At 43.4% G+C, this 17,938-nt stretch carries 20 protein-coding genes; 18 read left to right on the forward strand and 2 right to left on the reverse strand.

The genetic code is table 11. The features are described 5' to 3' along the window. Positions 1-45: 45 nt before the first annotated feature. Positions 46-1,416 (reverse strand): magnesium transporter, encoded by a 1,371-nt coding sequence (gene mgtE, locus C170_RS28880; protein ID WP_051447459.1) that lies wholly within the window; start codon positions 1,414-1,416, stop codon positions 46-48. A gap of 190 nt (positions 1,417-1,606) precedes the next feature. Between mgtE and C170_RS28885 the strand changes: the two genes are divergently transcribed. The 13 genes from C170_RS28885 to C170_RS30290 all read left to right on the forward strand — a co-directional run bounded on the left by C170_RS28885 (position 1,607) and on the right by C170_RS30290 (position 12,083). Then, the gene (locus C170_RS28885) at positions 1,607-2,311 is read left to right on the forward strand and encodes a DNA alkylation repair protein (RefSeq protein WP_036617112.1); all 705 of its coding nucleotides are present in this window, start codon (positions 1,607-1,609) and stop codon (positions 2,309-2,311) included. A 42-nt stretch (positions 2,312-2,353) separates the two neighbouring features. Beyond that, positions 2,354-2,908: a methylated-DNA--[protein]-cysteine S-methyltransferase gene (locus tag C170_RS28890; RefSeq protein WP_036617114.1), complete on the forward strand. Its 555-nt coding sequence runs from the start codon at positions 2,354-2,356 to the stop codon at positions 2,906-2,908. A 220-nt stretch (positions 2,909-3,128) separates the two neighbouring features. After that, positions 3,129-4,355 carry an amidohydrolase gene (locus tag C170_RS28895; protein ID WP_036617533.1) on the forward strand — a complete coding sequence of 409 codons (1,227 nt, stop codon included), beginning with the start codon at positions 3,129-3,131 and terminating at the stop codon, positions 4,353-4,355. Positions 4,356-4,482: 127 nt separating this feature from the next. After that, entirely contained in the window at positions 4,483-4,893 is a 411-nt protein-coding gene (locus C170_RS28900) for a GNAT family N-acetyltransferase (RefSeq protein ID WP_036617117.1), read from the forward strand. A 32-nt stretch (positions 4,894-4,925) separates the two neighbouring features. After that, positions 4,926-5,375, forward strand: coding sequence for a GNAT family N-acetyltransferase (locus C170_RS28905; RefSeq protein WP_036617536.1), 450 nt, complete (start codon positions 4,926-4,928; stop codon positions 5,373-5,375). Positions 5,376-5,392: 17 nt separating this feature from the next. Next, entirely contained in the window at positions 5,393-5,821 is a 429-nt protein-coding gene (locus C170_RS28910) for a GNAT family N-acetyltransferase (protein WP_036617120.1), read from the forward strand. A 41-nt stretch (positions 5,822-5,862) separates the two neighbouring features. Continuing rightward, the gene (locus C170_RS28915; RefSeq protein WP_051447461.1) at positions 5,863-6,564 is read left to right on the forward strand and encodes a DUF1361 domain-containing protein; all 702 of its coding nucleotides are present in this window, start codon (positions 5,863-5,865) and stop codon (positions 6,562-6,564) included. A 39-nt stretch (positions 6,565-6,603) separates the two neighbouring features. Continuing rightward, on the forward strand, positions 6,604-7,224 hold the full coding sequence (locus C170_RS28920) for a hypothetical protein (RefSeq protein WP_036617123.1): 621 nt from the start codon (positions 6,604-6,606) through the stop codon (positions 7,222-7,224). A 4-nt stretch (positions 7,225-7,228) separates the two neighbouring features. Then, on the forward strand, positions 7,229-7,576 hold the full coding sequence (locus C170_RS28925; RefSeq protein WP_235200857.1) for a hypothetical protein: 348 nt from the start codon (positions 7,229-7,231) through the stop codon (positions 7,574-7,576). A 76-nt stretch (positions 7,577-7,652) separates the two neighbouring features. After that, positions 7,653-8,597: a GNAT family N-acetyltransferase gene (locus C170_RS28930; protein ID WP_036617125.1), complete on the forward strand. Its 945-nt coding sequence runs from the start codon at positions 7,653-7,655 to the stop codon at positions 8,595-8,597. Then, entirely contained in the window at positions 8,594-9,325 is a 732-nt protein-coding gene (locus C170_RS28935) for a metallophosphoesterase family protein (protein ID WP_036617128.1), read from the forward strand. Before C170_RS28930 ends, C170_RS28935 begins: the two co-directional genes overlap by 4 nt. A gap of 351 nt (positions 9,326-9,676) precedes the next feature. After that, positions 9,677-10,876, forward strand: a complete 1,200-nt coding sequence (locus C170_RS28940) for a hypothetical protein (protein ID WP_036617131.1) — start codon at positions 9,677-9,679, stop codon at positions 10,874-10,876. Positions 10,877-11,012: 136 nt separating this feature from the next. Continuing rightward, positions 11,013-12,083, forward strand: coding sequence for a hypothetical protein (locus C170_RS30290; RefSeq protein ID WP_051447462.1), 1,071 nt, complete (start codon positions 11,013-11,015; stop codon positions 12,081-12,083). 373 nt (positions 12,084-12,456) lie between these two features. On the opposite strand, the gene C170_RS28955 is transcribed toward C170_RS30290, so the two are convergent. Next, positions 12,457-13,359: an ArsR/SmtB family transcription factor gene (locus C170_RS28955; RefSeq protein WP_036617134.1), complete on the reverse strand. Its 903-nt coding sequence runs from the start codon at positions 13,357-13,359 to the stop codon at positions 12,457-12,459. 177 nt (positions 13,360-13,536) lie between these two features. Between C170_RS28955 and C170_RS28960 the strand changes: the two genes are divergently transcribed. From C170_RS28960 to C170_RS28980, 5 genes are all read left to right on the forward strand, one after another. Next, entirely contained in the window at positions 13,537-15,027 is a 1,491-nt protein-coding gene (locus tag C170_RS28960) for a glycoside hydrolase family 43 protein (RefSeq protein ID WP_036617137.1), read from the forward strand. A 98-nt stretch (positions 15,028-15,125) separates the two neighbouring features. Continuing rightward, positions 15,126-15,698, forward strand: a complete 573-nt coding sequence (locus tag C170_RS28965) for a hypothetical protein (RefSeq protein WP_036617140.1) — start codon at positions 15,126-15,128, stop codon at positions 15,696-15,698. 99 nt (positions 15,699-15,797) lie between these two features. Next, positions 15,798-16,343 (forward strand): GrpB family protein, encoded by a 546-nt coding sequence (locus C170_RS28970; protein WP_036617141.1) that lies wholly within the window; start codon positions 15,798-15,800, stop codon positions 16,341-16,343. A gap of 41 nt (positions 16,344-16,384) precedes the next feature. Further along, positions 16,385-16,807: a hypothetical protein gene (locus tag C170_RS28975; RefSeq protein WP_036617144.1), complete on the forward strand. Its 423-nt coding sequence runs from the start codon at positions 16,385-16,387 to the stop codon at positions 16,805-16,807. A 30-nt stretch (positions 16,808-16,837) separates the two neighbouring features. Next, entirely contained in the window at positions 16,838-17,359 is a 522-nt protein-coding gene (locus C170_RS28980) for a cysteine hydrolase family protein (protein WP_036617145.1), read from the forward strand. Positions 17,360-17,938: the final 579 nt, after the last annotated feature.

Raw genomic sequence — 17,938 nt, forward strand, 5'->3', positions numbered from 1 at the left:
CCTTGATCTCAGGATCAGGTCTGTTTTGCTGTATGCACAACTTATTTACATCAAGGCATCGAGGAAACGTGTGGCGATGCCAAAATAGATAAACAGGGACAAGATATCATTCAATGTGGTGATTAACGGGCCTGAGGCAACAGCCGGGTCGACTTTGAAACGACTAAGTAGAAGCGGGATGCATGTACCGGTCAGTGTACCAATGACCAGAGTGAGGAACAGAGATACCCCAATAATGGCGCCCAGCAACCAGTCTCCTTGCCAGAAATAAGCGATGACAGTGATCAGTAATCCACATACCAAGCCGATCATTATGCCTACCTTGATCTCCCGACCAATCAGTGCGAGTACGGTGGCTTTGTCGAGCTTGCGTCCGATCAGTCCGCGTACCACAACAGCCAGAGACTGCGTTCCTGTGTTACCGGTCATACCTGCAATCATCGGCATGAAAAATGCCAGTGCCACAACCTGATTGAGTGTATCCTCGAAGAAATCCACAATACTTCCCGAGATTAGACCAATCAATAGAAGCAAGATGAGCCAGGGAAGCCTGCGTCTGACGGCCACGAGTGGTTTGGTATCAAAGTCGATATCCTTGCTACCGCCCCCCATCTTGGCCAAATCTTCACTGGCTTCATCCATAATAATATCGATGACATCATCCATCTGAATGATACCGCATAACCTGTGATTTTCATCCACGACCGGAAGTGCAATAAACTCATAACGCTGTAGAAGCTGTGCTGCTTCTTCCTGGTCCATATCTACCGTTGCATGGATCACCCGCCGGGTCATCAGTTCTTCAACCTGGGTCTTATCGTCAGCCAGGGCAAGGGATCGATAACTCACGACACCGACCAGTTTGCCTTCATTATCGGTTACATAGAGATAACTGGAGGCTGAGATATGCATGGTACCTTGCGATTGTCGTAAGGCTTCCTTGGCTGTCTCATGAGCGAGCAGGGTCCGATATTGATCTGTCATGATGCGTCCTGCCGTTTCCGGCGGATAATTAAGCACGGATCGGATAATGGCAGAGTGATCCAGGTTCATGTTGGAAAGCAATTCTTCTCTGCGTTTGGCAGGCAAATCGTGCATGAATCGGATCAGATCACTTTTGTCCATCTGCTGCATGACTTCAAGCGTTCGTTCCGGCCCAAGTCGTTCAAACAGTTGAATCTGTTCGTGCAGCTTCAAGGTCTCGGCGAGATCCGCCAGAGCATCGGGTTTGAACAGGAGCAAAAACCGATTGGTTTCTTCTTCAGGGAACTTTTTATATACAAGTGAGAGGTCGTAGGGATGCAGTTCTTTCACCAATTTATAGAAATCGGGAAGGTTCCGGGATTGTACATGTTGCACGAGTTGTTCGGTGATCTCCTCCACGGAGAAATCTTTCTTGGTATGAGGTCCGTTCATATCGACACTCCTTTCTATTCGGTCAGCTTCATATTTTTAAACGAAATGGGTTGGGAATTAAACAAATGGAGAAAAAATGAGAGTCCCAAAATGATATTGTAATCTTGCTCAAACATTCGATATGGGCTTACAAACAGCCACTTCAAGGATATACTTGTTGTACAGCAACAGACAAGGAGGACATGCGCTAGTGGAAGTAGATATCAGAACACAATTGCTCAGCATGGTTGAGCCGGAGTATCAAAAATTCTCGGCCGCACTTATTCCCAACATCACGAATGTACTTGGTGTAAGGTTGCCAGCCTTACGAAAAATTGCCAAGCAACTTGCCGCCGGGGACTGGCGCACGTATCTGGAAACGGCAGAGGATGAATATTTTGAAGAAGTGATGTTGCAAGCGATGGTCATTGGGCATGTACAGGCTGATCTGGACGAACTGTTAAAGGCTATTGAAACATTTGTACCGAAGATTGACAACTGGTCGGTGTGTGACAGCTTCTGTGCGGGACTGAAATATACGAAGGTCCATTCGGAGCCCATGTGGGAGTTCTTGCAGCCCTATCTGAGATCTGATCAGGAATATGAAATCCGGTTTGGTGTGGTAATGCTGTTGAATTTTTATCTGAATGAGAGATATATCGATCAGGTTCTATCCGCATTGGATCAGATTAGGCACGAGGCGTATTATGTGAAAATGGCAGTGGCTTGGGCCATCTCAATGGCTTATGTGAAACAACCTGAGGTGACTATGCGTTATCTGCACCATAATAGCCTGGACGATTTTACGTATAATAAGGCACTTCAGAAAATCACGGAATCTTATCGCGTTGATCCAGAGAGCAAGCAAATGATCCGCAGTATGAAACGTAAGGTGAAGAAGCAGATTACCTCCTAGTTCTAGCATTAAGCATTCCACCAGGGAGAGGGCGGTAAACGAATGAGAAAAAAGTTGATGTACACCACGATGCAGTTGGACGGTCGTCCATGGGTACTGCTCGCTACGGAACAGGGATTGTGCCGAGTGGTCATGCCCAACGAAACACTGGAGGACTGGAACGGCTGGATACAGAAAGTTGCACCTGGCGTGGAACTGGAAGAGAACGAGGATGCTCTGAAACAAACAGGTATGATGGACTGGTTGCAGTCCTATTTTGCAGGGGAACCCATGGCTTATACAGATGCGATCCCCCTGGACTTGATCGGAACGAACTTCCAGCAGGAGGTATGGAGAGAGCTAGGGCGTGTGCCTTATGGTGAAATTCGGACCTATGGTGACATTGCCGCTGCGATTGGAAGACCTTCAGCTGTGCGAGCGGTTGGTGCTGCCAATGGGGCCAATCCAATTCCGGTTCTGCTACCATGCCACCGCATTATTGGGGCTAATCGCAAGCTGACCGGGTTCCGTGGTGGTTTGGAAATGAAACGCAGATTGCTGGATATCGAACAGATTGAAGGCGTGACCGATGGAGGGCATGCGCGGTTTCATTTTTAATAGACTCGACGTAACCAAGAAGATTAAGGTGATTGGACGGGGCAGGCACGTATTGTGCCTGTTTTTTTGCATGTATTAAGGTAGAGTAATACAAACGTTCCGCATATGGAACACCAACGTTTTACGTATTTTTGCCCTGTGAAACCGTATGGTACCATGGATCATAGATCAATCGGTATCCGGGGGACGTAATGCCGGGTAAGAAAAGAGGGATGACATGATGAAGCAGGCTTATTGGTTAACAAACGTGACTGTGGAGCGGAGTTATATTCGGGAGGGGGAACAGGTGACGGGGACACGGACAAGCCCCGCTCATCTGCGGATTAAAGATGGAGTGATCGCGGAGATTGTGGAAGGAAACAACCCGTTGTCTAGCGATCTACCACAAGTAGATGGCAAGGGACTTCTGCTGTTGCCTTCGTTCGAGGAGGCACATATTCATCTGGATAAAACCTACTACGATGGGCCGTGGACAGCCGTTAAGCGTATCTCCAGTATTTTCGAACGTATTGAAGAAGAGAAGGTTCTGTTGCCCAAGTTGCTACCAGATGCCAAGCGTCAAGCGGAGAGTATTCTGACCTTGATCCAGGGGTACGGCTCCACTCATGTACGTAGTCATTGCAATATTGAACCCGTCAGTGGCTTGAAAAGACTGGAAGCGACGCGACAGGCTCTGGAATCATTTTCGGGTAAAATCTCTTCGGAGATCGTGGCTTTCCCGCAGCATGGACTGCTTCGCTCCCATTCAGTGGAGCTTATGGGCCAAGCGATGAAGGAAGGTGCAACGCATGTGGGTGGACTTGATCCTCATACGGTGGACGAACAGATCGAGAAATCACTGAACGCCATGGTTGAACTGGCTGTTCAGCACCAGGCGGGCATCGATATTCATTTGCATGATGGCGGGCAGGCTGGCAAACAAACGCTGTTGGAACTCGCAAATCTGACCGAAGCAGCAGGGCTTCAGGGTAAAGTTACGGTAAGTCATGCGTTCTGGTTCGCCCGCGCAGAACACCAGGAAGCAGAAGATATGGCGCAGCGAATGGCCTCGCTTGGGATGAGCATTGCTTCCACGGTGCCCATTGGCAGAACGATGATGCCTCTTCCCATGCTCCACCGTATGGGCGTGAACGTGAAGCTGGCCACAGACAGCCTGACGGATCATTGGTCTCCCTTTGGCAATGGGGATATGCTTGAGAAAGCGGGACGATTCGCAGAACTGTACGGATATAGCGACGAACTGTCCTTGTCTCAATCTTTGGCATGGGTAACAGGCGGGATTACACCGCTGGATTCACAAGGGGGACAAGTCTGGCCGAAGGTAGGCGACACCGCGAGTTTTGTATTGGTACATGCGAGTTGTTCGGCGGAAGCTGTTGCACGGCGATCTGCGCGGCAGGCCGTATGGTACAAGGGGCAATTGGTCAGCGGATCAACAGCGGATTGAGAAAATAGAGCGGGTGCAGCCACGGGAAACCGTGGTTTCTTGGCATGGGAGAAAAGGAGGAAAGAACTGTTCGCATATACCACATTTTGGGTTATGATGGACGTAGTTAATGAAGGGAGTAATACAAATGAAGATTGAGTATGCAACGGAAGCTGACTACGACTATATCATTGAAAGAGATCGGCATATCCATCAGCCACTTGTGAAAACGAAGATTAGTGAGAAAGAAATATTCATCCTGTGGGACGAGGACGAGGGATCAAGAGTTGGATGGATGAGGTACGGTTACTTTTGGGACAACCTTCCCTTCATGAATATGATCTGGATTGATGAACCCTATCGAAACGGCGGATATGGCAAAAAAGTGGTGCATCACTGGGAAAAATTAATGAAGCAACAAGGCTTTGATACGGTGATGACTTCAACACAATCAGACGAACATGCCCAACATTTCTATCGAAAGCTGGGGTATGTTGATGCAGGAGCTCTGTTGCTGGATACACAACCTCTGGAGATTATATTGATCAAGAAAATTTAGTAAATAAGCTGCAAGGAGAGAGGATTGTGGGTATGGAGCAAGTGACGTTACAACCTATAACCAAAGAAAATGAACTTGAGTGCATCCATCTTAAACCACGGGAAGATCAGCTAGATTTGGTAGCTAGCAATGCGGATTCATTGATTCATGCGACGAAGGAAATTACGTCCAAACCATACGGCATTTTGGCAGAGGATCAGATGGTCGGTTTTATTTTATTTGATAACGAGATCTACAATGACGGGTATTACTGGATTCTGCGCTTCATGATTGATGAGAAGTACCAGGGGAAGGGTTACGGCAAACTTGCTATTCAAGAAGTGGTTCGTATGTTGCAAGAGAGAAAAGACTGCCAGCAAATCAGGGTATCCCATGTTCCACATAACATTGCGGCAAATGCGCTGTATAAAAGTTGCGGATTTCAGGACACAGGTGAATTCGAGGACAACGGTGATATCATTTTAAGTTATCAAGTGAGGTAACAGGGAGGGGAAGCTTGATGATAAGAGAGGCAGAAGCTAGGGATGCAGCGGTTATTGAAAGGCTGTATAAAGAATTATTGCCGAACAACTTAAACACGAAGGTACTGGCAGAACGGATTGAAGAGGTTCGGAATAACCCAAACAGTTTCTTGTTTGTGTATGAAATGGATGATCAGGTGATCGGTACGGCTCATTTACATATTTGTCTGGATGCTTTGGTGGAAAATAGACCATTTGGCGTAGTTGAACGGGTTATCATTACGGAACATGTGCAGAGCAAGGGATATGGATCTGAATTGATGAAACATATAGAGCATGTATGTGAGCAGAAAAATTGTGTGAAGGTGTTTCTTACGAGCGGATCATCCAGAAACGAAGCACATCACTTTTATACGAAATTGGGGTACAACGGAGAATCCAGCAAGGCATTTAAAAAGTATTTATAACTTATAACATTCATCAAGGAAAAGGAAGTAGAAGCAAAGAAATGAAAGATAACAAACATCCGGTTCAAGATCTCCGACTCATCGTTACCTTGCTCGTGGCTACTTTATGTTGTCTAGGTGTTGTGATGTATTTACGTGCCCAAACAGATACGAATATGTATCGATTTTTAAGTTGGGATATGTTACTGGCATGGGTACCATTTATCATCTCATCCTGCATTAGATACATATTCAATAAGAAATTAACCACAACGAGCATGATATGTATGGGGCTGATGTGTGGAGTATGGCTCTTTTTTCTGCCCAATGCGGCCTACCTTTTTACGGAGATTCTGCATTCATTCAGATATTTTGATGCTCAAGGGGAGGTTAGATTTTGGGTTAATATTGATTTTTGGTATGGACTCACCCTGACGTTTGCCGTAGCGATCATCGGATTGCTGCTCTCGACTTGTTCGATCATTCAGCTCCACGGCATGTTAAACAAATTAGTAAATAAGTACATTAGTATGATGGTTGTCGGTGTTATTTTGCTATTGAGCAGTATAGGGGTTTACATTGGTAGATTTAATCGGTGGAATTCGTGGGATGTATTATCCCGACCTGGGAAGATCTTTGTGGATCTTGTGAATGATTTTAATGCAGCGAACAGCATAATGGTTGAGTTTGTTGTCATTGTATTTGCGGTTCAACTTTTTGGATACGTTATTATATCCTTGCTAACCGCAAGGTCGGGCAACTAATTATTCCATTTGAAAGGGTAAAGGAGGCAGTATCACACGATGGGTAATCTTAATTTTATCGATAAACTTCCTCACATTAGTGAATGCAAACAGATTCTAAAGGCAGCAGCTATGTTGGATGCCATTTTGATGCCGGAATGGGAGTACAGGTATTACTCGTATAATTCCCAGTGGGACACGAATGAGCAAATGGCATCCATGAGAGATGGGCAAGGAGATCATTATTTTGCAATATTCAGTCCGAATGGGCTGATTATTAAAGGCTTTGATAAAGAGTATACACTTCAGCATAAGGTTGATAGGAGTGAGGTGGTAAAAAGCGTTCCAGAAGCATTTAATACTTTTGTGGTAGAGCCGGCATTTGTAATGGATCAGACAACGTTCTGTATCTGGAGTGTGGCGGATCAGGAAGGGTGGTCTGCGGGTACGGAGCTTGGGGATCATGAATACGAACTGTTAGAGATTTTGGTAGGCGGCGCGAAATATTATCATGCTTGGGCACAGGATTACTACGAGATAGCGTTGGATATCAAACTGGTTGAACAGGTATTTGATATGAAGCCGATCGATGAGGTCTTACTACAGCAATTAAATGATGAACTGAAATTAAGTGATATCGAAGGTGAAATTGAAGAAATTGGATACCGGATAAGGATATGAAGGTATGAAGGCTATAACCCAGGAAATTACGGAGGAATTGTTGGCTGTGATGGATATGTACCAAAGAATCGCGCGGCAATTGATCGACCAACTGATATTGGAAACCGATCAGCCTGATCGTATGGAAATTCTCGCAGGTGCGTACCATCTGCTGACCAATGCGGATGTAATCCACGGAGAAGAAGAATTAACTGGAAATTGGTATTTTGATGTTCACGGCGAGCACTGTATGTTCAAGAATACAAAAACAGGGCAGACATTAGAGGTTTTCCTTGATAGTCTTCGTATTTCGAGAATCCGTTTAAGGACATGTTGGATTTCTTTGAACGTATGGAAACACAGCATGTGTTAATTCATGTTCACGGGGTGGCGTATAGAAAAATGATTTGATTGCTTGCCATTTAATTAAAACTGAGGAGGAATGACGTATGGGTTTAACTGAGTGGTCTACAGATATTCTTCAATATGATCTGTCGGATGAATATTCGATTCGCAAAGCTGATTTTGCCGAATGGGGATTATATTGCACGGTTTATTATGATATGCGTTATGTCGGATTTTTCAGGGAAGAAGAGTTCAGTTCTTCCAAGATCAGTGCGTACTGGATTTACAAGGGGGAAAGCAAAATAGGTGGCGTGAGAATGGAGCCTAACCGGATGTATCATTTGTTTTTTATCCCTCCATTCCAGCAGTGCTTTGAGGTATTGAAACTTCTGAAGCATAAATTATTACAGTGGTCGGATCGCACCAAACGCATTCTGACCTTTGAGATTCTTCCAGACCAAGTTGATCTATACGCACGAGCTGGATTCTGGCCAGTGGAGTTCAGATGTCGCTGGATGCAGCGGCCGACAGATCATTTTGAAATCGAATGGGACAGCAGGGTAACCGTGAAGAGTCCAGAGATTATTGAAAGTGAAACCGGCACCAAAAAATATGTGAATGAAGATGAAATTGCTCAATGTGACATGGAGAGTTTTGCAGGAAGTCTTGAAGCTACACGAAGAAAACATACCACGCTTGCAGATTTTATACCAAGCGATGACCCTAATTATACCAATGAGATTCTAACTCAAGCTTCCACCCTAGTATACGACAAGGAAACGGGACAGCTTATTGCAAATTGTCGCTTGTGCTTGCAAGATAATCAGGCTGCTGTATATAGCATAGGTGTTCGTCCGACATATAGAGGAAGAGGGCTTGCTACACTGATGTTACAGAGAGCATTAAATGAACTTAAGGGTAAGTATCCCGTTCTACGATTGTATGTGATGCAAGGAAATGATGCGGAGTCCGTGTATCTGAATCTGGGCTTTATTCCGGGTGTGCAGGAGATTCAGACGATGTATATTCCTGAGGAGGAATCACAATGAAGGTTGCCATCTTAACCGATATTCATGGGAATTTTCCTGCACTTCAGGCGGTACTGGCTGATATCGATTCCAGAGGGGATGTTGAGCATACATTTTGTTTGGGGGATATGATCGGTATTGGCCCGTACTCCAATGAAGTGATAGAGATGTTGTACAGACGTAAAAATATGACAGCAATTTCAGGGAATCACGAAGAGGCCGTATTGAGTTTGCTCCAAAATAAGGGGCCGTTAGAAGGGCATAAAGGCATAGCCGAACATCACGAATGGATTGGTCAACATTTGAGTGCAGAATCGATCAAGAGAATACAAGCTCTGCCGAAATTTGTTGAAAAAGAGGTCGAAGGACATCGGTTCCTTTTGACTCACTATCATATGAACAAGGACAAGTTGGATGTCATCGATAAAGAACCATCCGGGACCAAATTGGACGCGAAGTATCAGGGGACGGCCCATGATTTGGTTTGTTTTGGTCATTATCATATTCTTCATTATTATAAGACAGATCAAAGAGTATATATGAATCCGGGCGCTCTAGGCTGTAACGATCTTGCCATAGCTAGATATGGCATTGTGGATCTCCAAGAGGGCAAAGTGGACGTGAAATTCATTGGAGTACCATATGACAATAGGGAATATCTGCAATCGTATGAACGGTTGAATGTTCCTGATCGGGCTTTTCTTTTGAAGGCATTCCATGGGAATCAGTTGGAGAGAGAGGGGGGATAATCTCCCAATAGAGATTCTGAGAAGATGCTTTAGGCATCGGTTGCTGCAAAAACCTAACCTACATGCTGCGGGTGGCGGACAATTTATGACAAATGGAGAGTAGACTTTCAGTTAATATTAAGTACCTGAAGGAGTCCAAACCGTCGTGATTAAGCCATCCGATATGCAGTCCTTGTGATGTATTGATTCTAGAAAGATTGATTCAATAGGAAGACGTATTTACTCTAAAAGTTATATCTGAGATAATGTGAAAGCTGTTAGATTTATCCTGCTGGAGAGGTTGGTGGTAGTATAAGAATGTTATAGAATTTCAATGATCTAAAGAGACATACATACTAGGAGGAATACCAAGTGCATCATCAACAGCATAATCTTTTTAAAAGGACTTTTGTTATTTTTAACGTGTTTATTCTATTGTTTGTGGTAGCGGTACAAGTAAAAGCGGAGGCTGCAAGTAGAGACTTTGCTTCTGGTGAACTGGAAGCGGGTGCTATCATGCAGTGGGGTGGAACAGCACTCCTTGCAGCAGCGGGGAACGCAACCGGTATTGAACCCGCTATTATGGAGCAAGTGCATGACTTTGGAAAACAGGCTTGGCAAGATGCGGATACGGCTACAAAAGCCGCTATTACATCTTCAATCAAGGGTTTAGATGATCTTTGGGGGACAAATAGAAAATATAGTCTTCAATGGGACTCAGATGCACAAATTTATCTTGTGAAAAAATTCGATGAATATTTCGGTGCGGGAGCCCTGATCAATGCTTCGACCAATAAAATAGATAAAGTGGCTACGATTAATTCGGTTATTACGAATTCATATGTGGATGCATCTAAAGAAACAGTAGGATTTGGTGAACTTGGATTTATGAAGAATTCGTACGGCAAAGATATTTACCTTAGGGAGGTACAGGTAGATGAAATTGGAGCTATATATAGGGTAGGCTTTAATGAAACATACTCGTTACCTAGTTCTAGCCCCTTAAAAAATAATAAATACCCTAATGCATTAGCCGCTTATTATGCAGTAGTAAAGGAGTTAGGTATAAAGCCTACTTTAAAAAGTGTTAAGCCAACGTTTTTTGTGCAGTATCCTTTTGCTCATTATAAACCTTTGTCTTTCTCTGAAAATTTCCCAACACGCTTGACGATCCCCGCTTTAAAGGGAATTGTGAATAGCCGCGGAGAAATAACGACTCTTGAAAAACCCAACATCGGTCGAGTAGGGAATAGCCTAACAGGAGAAATTGCGATTAGTTATCCTACCTATATTGGAGATACGGGTACGTTTACTTCAGCAGACGCTGTGACTGTTGCCCCTCCTGAAGTACCGGTCGGTGGAGGAAATGGTAATGGAGATGGCGGAGCAACGGATTCCCCAACGTACTCTCCACTAGATCTAATTGTTTATAAAGCAATGTTGCAATTTATACAGGATTATCGAGTTAACCATTCAAACAACCTGGACCAATTACTTGAATACATGAAATTAAATGATTCTGGTAAGCCGTCAAATAAAGAAGCTTGGAACACCTGGTTGGGAAGCTTTTGAAATTGAGCGTATGCCTTGCTAGTCAGTTTGACTAGTGAGGCTTTTTCTTGCTTGAACCCAATCACAATCATGTCTGGATGTCTGGTACACCAAACATTAGCATAAATTACCGAAGCAATATCAAAGGAGAATACATATGAAGTATTTAAGAATGTTTATGTTATCAAGTGCACTACTAATGATCCTTGCAGGATGTTCATCAGATAAGTCTGAACAAGTGGAGCTTGAAGAGATAAAAACGGAGCAACAGCAGCCCATCCAGGTGGAGATATCTGTGAATGCAGAATTCGATAGAGATGATCGACTCGCGATTAGTGGTAATACGAATCTGCCGGCAGATATGGAACTGATGTTATCCGTGAAGAGTGAAGGGGGATACAGCGCTCAGTCGAAGGCCTATGTTTATAACAGTATGTTTCAAAGTGAGCCGTTTACTTCAGGTGGGAAGGGGCTTCCAGATGGCAAGTATATTGTCTCAATCACTACACCTACAGCCAATGTACAACCTCAAAATGTGAAAGAGATTATAGGTGAACAAGGCATCAATCTGTCCGGAGAGTATGTGAAGGATGACGAGATATGGGGAAGAATGGTTGAGTACTCTTATGAGTTTAGTAAAGGAGAATCTTCAGCTCAACTCATGCCTGAAGATGATCAAGTTTGGTCCACCATTAATGGATATCTAGCAACTGGCCAATACCTAGAGGTAGCAAAATTGGTGGATCAACTTTCGAATCCAAGCAAGGATATTCAGATGATGTACAAATATGCCATGTACCATGTATATGGGCAGGGCGGAGAAGATGAGAAAGCACTTGAATCACTATATGCTATACCTAGAGGGTATACCGGTCATAACGCTGACTTGGTTTCATATTACAAATATACCCACGAATCATATGAAGAAGGACGCAGTGATCCAATGATAAGCTTCGATGATTACATAAAACTGTACAAAAATGGAGAGATGGTAAAGGACTCATATGCATCTTATCGCTCTGAACAAAAACAATCATCAACTCGAGAAAGCGACTCCTATAGTGGAAACACGCAAAGTACAGATACTTACATGGAGAATACGCCAGTGTATGATGATAGCGGAGACTACAATAGGTATGGCGAGTACAAGCCGGTTGAAACAATGACACCCGATGAAATACGAGCTGAGCTAGAAGGGATTCTAAGTGATGCGATTTCTGGTTATTAGTCTGCGTACAGCAAATTTTAGAATGTTATGGAGTAATGATAGTATAAGCTAACCAATTATTATGCAGGGGATCACTTAATGATAATAGTTCATTTGTAAGTGCAGTTCGTCATTTTTAATAAGTTAAAGGACTCTAAAGACTAAAAGCGCTTTTTGGGCGCTTTTTTTGTTGATGGGAGCAGGTCGAAAAAAGTGAGGATCGGTATTTCCCTACCTGGAGAACAATTATCATTCGACATAACCAAAATTTTATATTAACACCCTGACAATCTACGATATGCCTTCTTTAGGTATATGGTAGATTGTCAAGCTCATCATATTCAATTGAAAAGGTGGTTATAGACACCAAATGATTAGGCTAAGACCACAAAAGTTAACCCAATACACGAATAACAATATCCTGGTCATGGTTACCGAAACCGGCACCATAGATCGTTAAACCACCTACGTTGGGGCTTTCCTCGTCAACCGTAAAACGAAGCGTCCAGAACGGTTCGCTAAGCTTAACATCCGCAAGAGTAATATCCGACATCCGCTCACCATCCATATACGTACCGGAGGCATCAATTCGGATGGTCTTCAATAATCCATATTGATTCACATTGCGATGCCACCATTCTGGTGTATATTTGCCGCGCGCTGCTCTGCCAAAGTCGGCAGGGCTTGTCCACGTTCCAAGAGAAACGCCATTGAAGGTGAAGCGAATATCGGAAGGCCAATGATCCCGTAATCCCGGAGCTTCAGACGCCAGTTCCATGGAAATCTCAATAGCATCGGTTGTCTGGTCGGGAAGTACAAAGTTAGGTGTTTTATATTCTACATAACCTTTCCCAAACCACAGGATAGCGGCGTGTACCCGCTCAGGATCAAGGAAGTAACGTGGATCGTCCCATACGCCGATTTCTTTCTCGAGTGTTCCTAGCCCACAGGTGGGGTGGATATCAAAAGCAGTATAGTGTCCTACGGATATTGTCTGCTCTCTGGTTCGTGAAGTTTGGCTTGGGGATGGCAGCTCGATCTCAATCTGATTTTGCTTGAGGTAACATAATTTGTGCGTTCCTCCGTTAATCCGCACTCGTCTGCTCCCAATTAGACCCGCATCCTCCAGTTTGCGAATATGCATCGTGACAATGGAGGGGCTAAGCTCTAAAGCTGCCGCAATATCCTTCACATTCTTCTCGCGATCTGCAATCATATCCATGATTCTCCATCTGACTTCGCTTGCCAGCGCCTCATATAAAGGAAGGAACTGGGGCTCCCCATTTGCTTTGATCATCTGCACAACTCCCTACCCTCAATCTTCTAAAATCACATATATATTAATTTAATAAAATTAGTTCCAAGATACAATCCAGATTCATTGCAAGTTTATAACCAATGGTGTTTAATTTTTTTAGTTGCTACAAAGTTGGATTCTTATATTTATGAATTTTAGCATAAGAGGTGGAGTATAGTGAAATACAATAATCCTGTTGTTAGAGGTTTCTATCCAGATCCTAGTGTAATCAAAGTCAACGATACGTACTATATGGTGTGTAGTTCTTTTCAGTACTTTCCGGGCGTACCGCTCTTTGAGAGCAAGGATTTGCTGAATTGGAAGCAGATTGGTCACTGCCTCACTCGTAAAAGTCAGATTGAGCTGGAGACCGTGAGCAGTTCCGGGGGCGTATTTGCCCCAACCATTAGGCACAATAACGGACGTTTTTACATGGTGACAACGAATGATACGACACATCAGAATTTCTATGTATGGACGGACGATATCTACGGAGAATGGTCAGAGCCTATTAACGTGGATCAAGGCGGTATTGATCCAGATTTGTATTTTGAAGATGGAAAGACCTTGTTCATGAGTAATGGGGTGGATGATGAAGGCGTTGGCGGAATTGTCCAGTGTGAGATTGAGATTGAAACTGGGCGCAAACTGACCCCGAGTCGTTCGATATGGAATGGTACTGGCGGAAGATATCTGGAAAGCCCGCATCTGTATAAAATAAACGGACATTACTACCTGCTTGCAGCTGAGGGCGGTACGGAGTATGGTCATATGGTTACGTATGCTCGGGGAACTTCGTCTTCGGGTCCGTTCGAAGCTTATGCACACAATCCAGTTCTGACCAATCGTAATTTGGGCGGTTATGAGTTGCAGGGGGTTGGACATGGTGACCTGGTTCAGGATGATTTGGGAAACTGGTGGCTCTTTCACCTAGGGTTCCGTCAGATTGGCAGATGGGCTACGTACCATCATCTGGGCCGGGAAGTGTTCCTGACTCCTATCACTTTTGGTGAAGACGGATGGTTTACAGCCGGGCATGAAGGCACAACGCTGACGAGTTTTGAGACCAATCGCATTCCCGACAAGGTGATCCAGCAGGATAAGAAGCATTATACGTTTGAAAATACAGATTGGAACCTCGACTGGTGTTACCTTCGTCATCCGAATGCAGAGCATTATCAGCTTGAATCAGACAAGCTTACGCTAATAGGAACCGATGTAACGCTGGACGTTCCAGCATCCCCGACGTTCATCGGGTTACGTCAAAAAGACTTTAATGCTACGATTTCTGTCGATGTCAGTCTGACGAATGGCGAGGCCGGTATTACGATCTACATGGATGAGAATCATCATTATGAAATGGCTATTCGTCAGGAACAGGACGGCTATAAGGTGATCGAGCGTCTAAATATCGGTGATATCAAATCGAGAGAACATGAAGTGGATCTGGGAAATAAACAGCATGCAACGCTGGTGATCCGCTCAAGCCAGGAACGCTACAGTTTCCTGTTTAAAGCAGATGGTGAAGAGATTCTGCTGGGCACGGCACAGACGAGATACCTATCCTCGGAGGTGGCAGGAGGTTTTACAGGCGTACTTATTGGGTTATACGCGAGCGGGCAAGATACTTCAGCTGAGTTTACAAATTTCAAGTGTGATTATCATTAAGAAGTTAAGGGAAGGGCCTAAGGGTCCTTCTCTTTTTTTTAATTTGTGTCAAAATATAGATATATTAATAAATGCCAATAGAAGAGAGTAATTTAAACTTGCAAGTACATTATAAAATGCCAGAATCCTTAGTAGACATCGTTCGAATAGATAAGAAATTACGTGAACAACATGTTGGAACCATCGACGATTATATGGGTTTTTATATTAGTTTTAACAATGATGATGATAGATACTATTGTACGCCAGATGATGCCATCATATTTGGAAGAACAGGGGCAGACGGTGACCATTTTGCTTTTTTTACGTTCAACAGATCCATTAGTGATTTGGAAGAAGCTCCGGTTATCTTTATCCAACCTACTGCGTTTGGTAATCAAGTAACTTTAGTGGCCAGAAACTTTAAGGATTTTGTAGCATTATTTATTAATCTTAAGGAAGTATATGTTTTGGAGAGATTTCGATTTTATAAGAACAAATTAGATTTTATGAATGACTATAACGATAACTATATGGAAGATATAAAGATGCGAGAGAGTGATTATAATTTAATTATTGAACTGTTAAAAGAGAATATTAAAGGTATAACAGAAATTGATGATGTGTACGAATATATGATCGAATCCCAAAAACAAATAGAACTAGGGATAAATAATGATGATTTTGCATGATATCTATATGGCATCACTAAATAATCTACATGTAACAAAAGGTTAAAAGAACGTGTTATTTAATTATATAGCTTGATTGGATAACCAAGGAGGAGTTGTATGGAGGATCAATGGAGAATTGCAAAGTATGACCCGGCATGGCGTGATTTGTTTCTCGAAACGGGTTCGAAACTAAGAGACGCGTTAGGAGAAAGGGCCGTGCGGATTGACCATGTTGGGTCCACTTCAATTGTTGGAATAGATGCCAAACCCATCATAGATATACAAATATCTGTTTCCCAGTATGAAAATTTGTTGGACTACAAACATGAGATCGAAACAGTCGGATTTGTATTTAGAGCAGAAAATCCAGATAAGACTAAACGTTACTTTCGTGAAGAACCCGGAAACAGAAGGATACATATACACGTTAGACAGGCAGGCAGTTTCTCCGAGCAGATGACCTTGCTGTTCAGAGACTATTTAAGGGAGCATCCAGAAGATTGTTTGAAATATGCAGAAGAAAAGCACAGACTCATGTCATTGTATAAAGATCAGCGTCCCAAATATGTTGAAGGAAAAGGACCAATGGTGTGGAGTATATTACAGAGAGCACATCGTTGGTCTCAAGAAATCGGATGGCAGCCGGCAAAATCTGACGCATGAGCACATCCAATGAATAGAGATAACTGTATTGGAGTGATGAGATGAACATGGGAAGAAAGCTGATAACAACCGTTCTAACCATCATTTGTTTTACTTTGGCTGCAAGTCTCATATCGATGAATGAATCCTACAGTTTTGATTTTTACATTCTTATTTATCTGGTATACGCGACTCCCTTGATCCTGTTGATCGGTCTACCTTTATCGATATTGCTAGACTATCTGCTCAGCCGAATACAATTCCCTAATCATGTGTTGTATCTAAGTACGAGGATATTAGGCTATGCATGTGCTGGAGTTTTAGGCATGTACATCTATTATCTGGTCATGGGCGCAGGAGAAGCAATCTTGGATTTCAAAGAGACGTTAGTTCTGACCTTATTTGGCGTTCTTGCCGCTATTCTATTTGTACTGATCGATATGGGATTGGAAGTTTTGTTAAAGGTACGAAGAAGAAAGAGTTGAATTAAATTGATTTGTCAGGAGGAAAGCAAAATGGCAACGCATTGTGCACTTCTAATCATTGACGTACAGGTAGCGATGTTTGATGAAGCAGATCCCGTCTATCAAGGGGAACAATTGCTTCAGAAGATCCAGATGTTAATTGCCAAGGCCCGTGAAGCAGGGCATTCCATCATATATATACAGCACTGCGAAGGGGCAGGCAGTCCGCTGGAACGAGGAACTCCGGGGTGGGTCATTCATCCGTCCATTGCACCGATTGCTGGTGACCTCGTCATCGAAAAAGAGACACCGGATTCGTTTCACAAAACCGATCTGCATCTGAAATTGCAAGAAGATGGCGTGACGGAGTTGATTCTCGCGGGTATGCAGACTGAGGTATGTGTAGACACGACTTGCCGCAGAGCGTACAGTCTGGGTTACACGGTCAATCTGCTTCAAGATGCGCACAGCACATGGAATTCAAAGACGCTTCAAGCAGAGCAGATTATTGCACATCACAATACGGTACTGAGACTGTTTGCCAACGTGGTGGATATGGAGAATGCGCTGTAATGCTAGGAAAACGTAGGCGATTCTGGTTTTTCATAGGTGCGGCAATCATGTTTTTGTATTTTCTAATCACGAGTAACCCTGATCCAAATAAGCCGATTTCAAGAAATCAAGTGATAAGCACAGAGATGAGCATAGTCATGTACACCAGGACAGGTGACGGTGGAGCACACGTTAGCATTGACAATGTTACGTTAAGTAAAGAAGACATTAGCCGTATAGTCGGCTGGCTGAATGCAGCCCCGTAATCAGCCAAAATACCAGTAGATGATGTCACAGGAAGCATTAGTGCGGGAATTGCCCTGAGATTAAAGCATAACGCTGAAATTAAAATTCAATACAATCGGAAACAGATTATTGTATCCACAAAAAGCAGATTTAATAGAGATTCGAAATATATACTTGATCAAAAGGACTTAAGAGACTTTTTGGATCAAAAGTTGGAAGGGACATATTTTGGTGAAGATACCGTTAGTGTTGCATAAGGGGGAGATGTATTGACGATAAACAAAAGAATAATGAATCTATCAGCCTGGCTTGCTGTATTAGCCATCCTATGTATTCCTGGAACTTTACATACTG

The sequence above is a fragment of the Paenibacillus sp. FSL H7-689 genome (assembly GCF_000517905.1).
Classification (GTDB): domain Bacteria; phylum Bacillota; class Bacilli; order Paenibacillales; family Paenibacillaceae; genus Paenibacillus; species Paenibacillus amylolyticus.

Coding starts and splice junctions, on each gene's coding strand:
- mgtE (WP_051447459.1), bottom strand. CDS start 1,416: ATGAACGGACCTCATACCAAGAAAGATTTCTCCGTGGAGGAGATCACC.
- C170_RS28890 (WP_036617114.1), top strand. CDS start 2,354: ATGAGAAAAAAGTTGATGTACACCACGATGCAGTTGGACGGTCGTCCA.
- C170_RS28895 (WP_036617533.1), top strand. CDS start 3,129: ATGAAGCAGGCTTATTGGTTAACAAACGTGACTGTGGAGCGGAGTTAT.
- C170_RS28900 (WP_036617117.1), top strand. CDS start 4,483: ATGAAGATTGAGTATGCAACGGAAGCTGACTACGACTATATCATTGAA.
- C170_RS28905 (WP_036617536.1), top strand. CDS start 4,926: ATGGAGCAAGTGACGTTACAACCTATAACCAAAGAAAATGAACTTGAG.
- C170_RS28910 (WP_036617120.1), top strand. CDS start 5,393: ATGATAAGAGAGGCAGAAGCTAGGGATGCAGCGGTTATTGAAAGGCTG.
- C170_RS28915 (WP_051447461.1), top strand. CDS start 5,863: ATGAAAGATAACAAACATCCGGTTCAAGATCTCCGACTCATCGTTACC.
- C170_RS28920 (WP_036617123.1), top strand. CDS start 6,604: ATGGGTAATCTTAATTTTATCGATAAACTTCCTCACATTAGTGAATGC.
- C170_RS28925 (WP_235200857.1), top strand. CDS start 7,229: ATGAAGGCTATAACCCAGGAAATTACGGAGGAATTGTTGGCTGTGATG.
- C170_RS28930 (WP_036617125.1), top strand. CDS start 7,653: ATGGGTTTAACTGAGTGGTCTACAGATATTCTTCAATATGATCTGTCG.
- C170_RS28935 (WP_036617128.1), top strand. CDS start 8,594: ATGAAGGTTGCCATCTTAACCGATATTCATGGGAATTTTCCTGCACTT.
- C170_RS30290 (WP_051447462.1), top strand. CDS start 11,013: ATGAAGTATTTAAGAATGTTTATGTTATCAAGTGCACTACTAATGATC.
- C170_RS28955 (WP_036617134.1), bottom strand. CDS start 13,359: ATGATCAAAGCAAATGGGGAGCCCCAGTTCCTTCCTTTATATGAGGCG.
- C170_RS28970 (WP_036617141.1), top strand. CDS start 15,798: ATGGAGGATCAATGGAGAATTGCAAAGTATGACCCGGCATGGCGTGAT.
- C170_RS28975 (WP_036617144.1), top strand. CDS start 16,385: ATGAACATGGGAAGAAAGCTGATAACAACCGTTCTAACCATCATTTGT.
- C170_RS28980 (WP_036617145.1), top strand. CDS start 16,838: ATGGCAACGCATTGTGCACTTCTAATCATTGACGTACAGGTAGCGATG.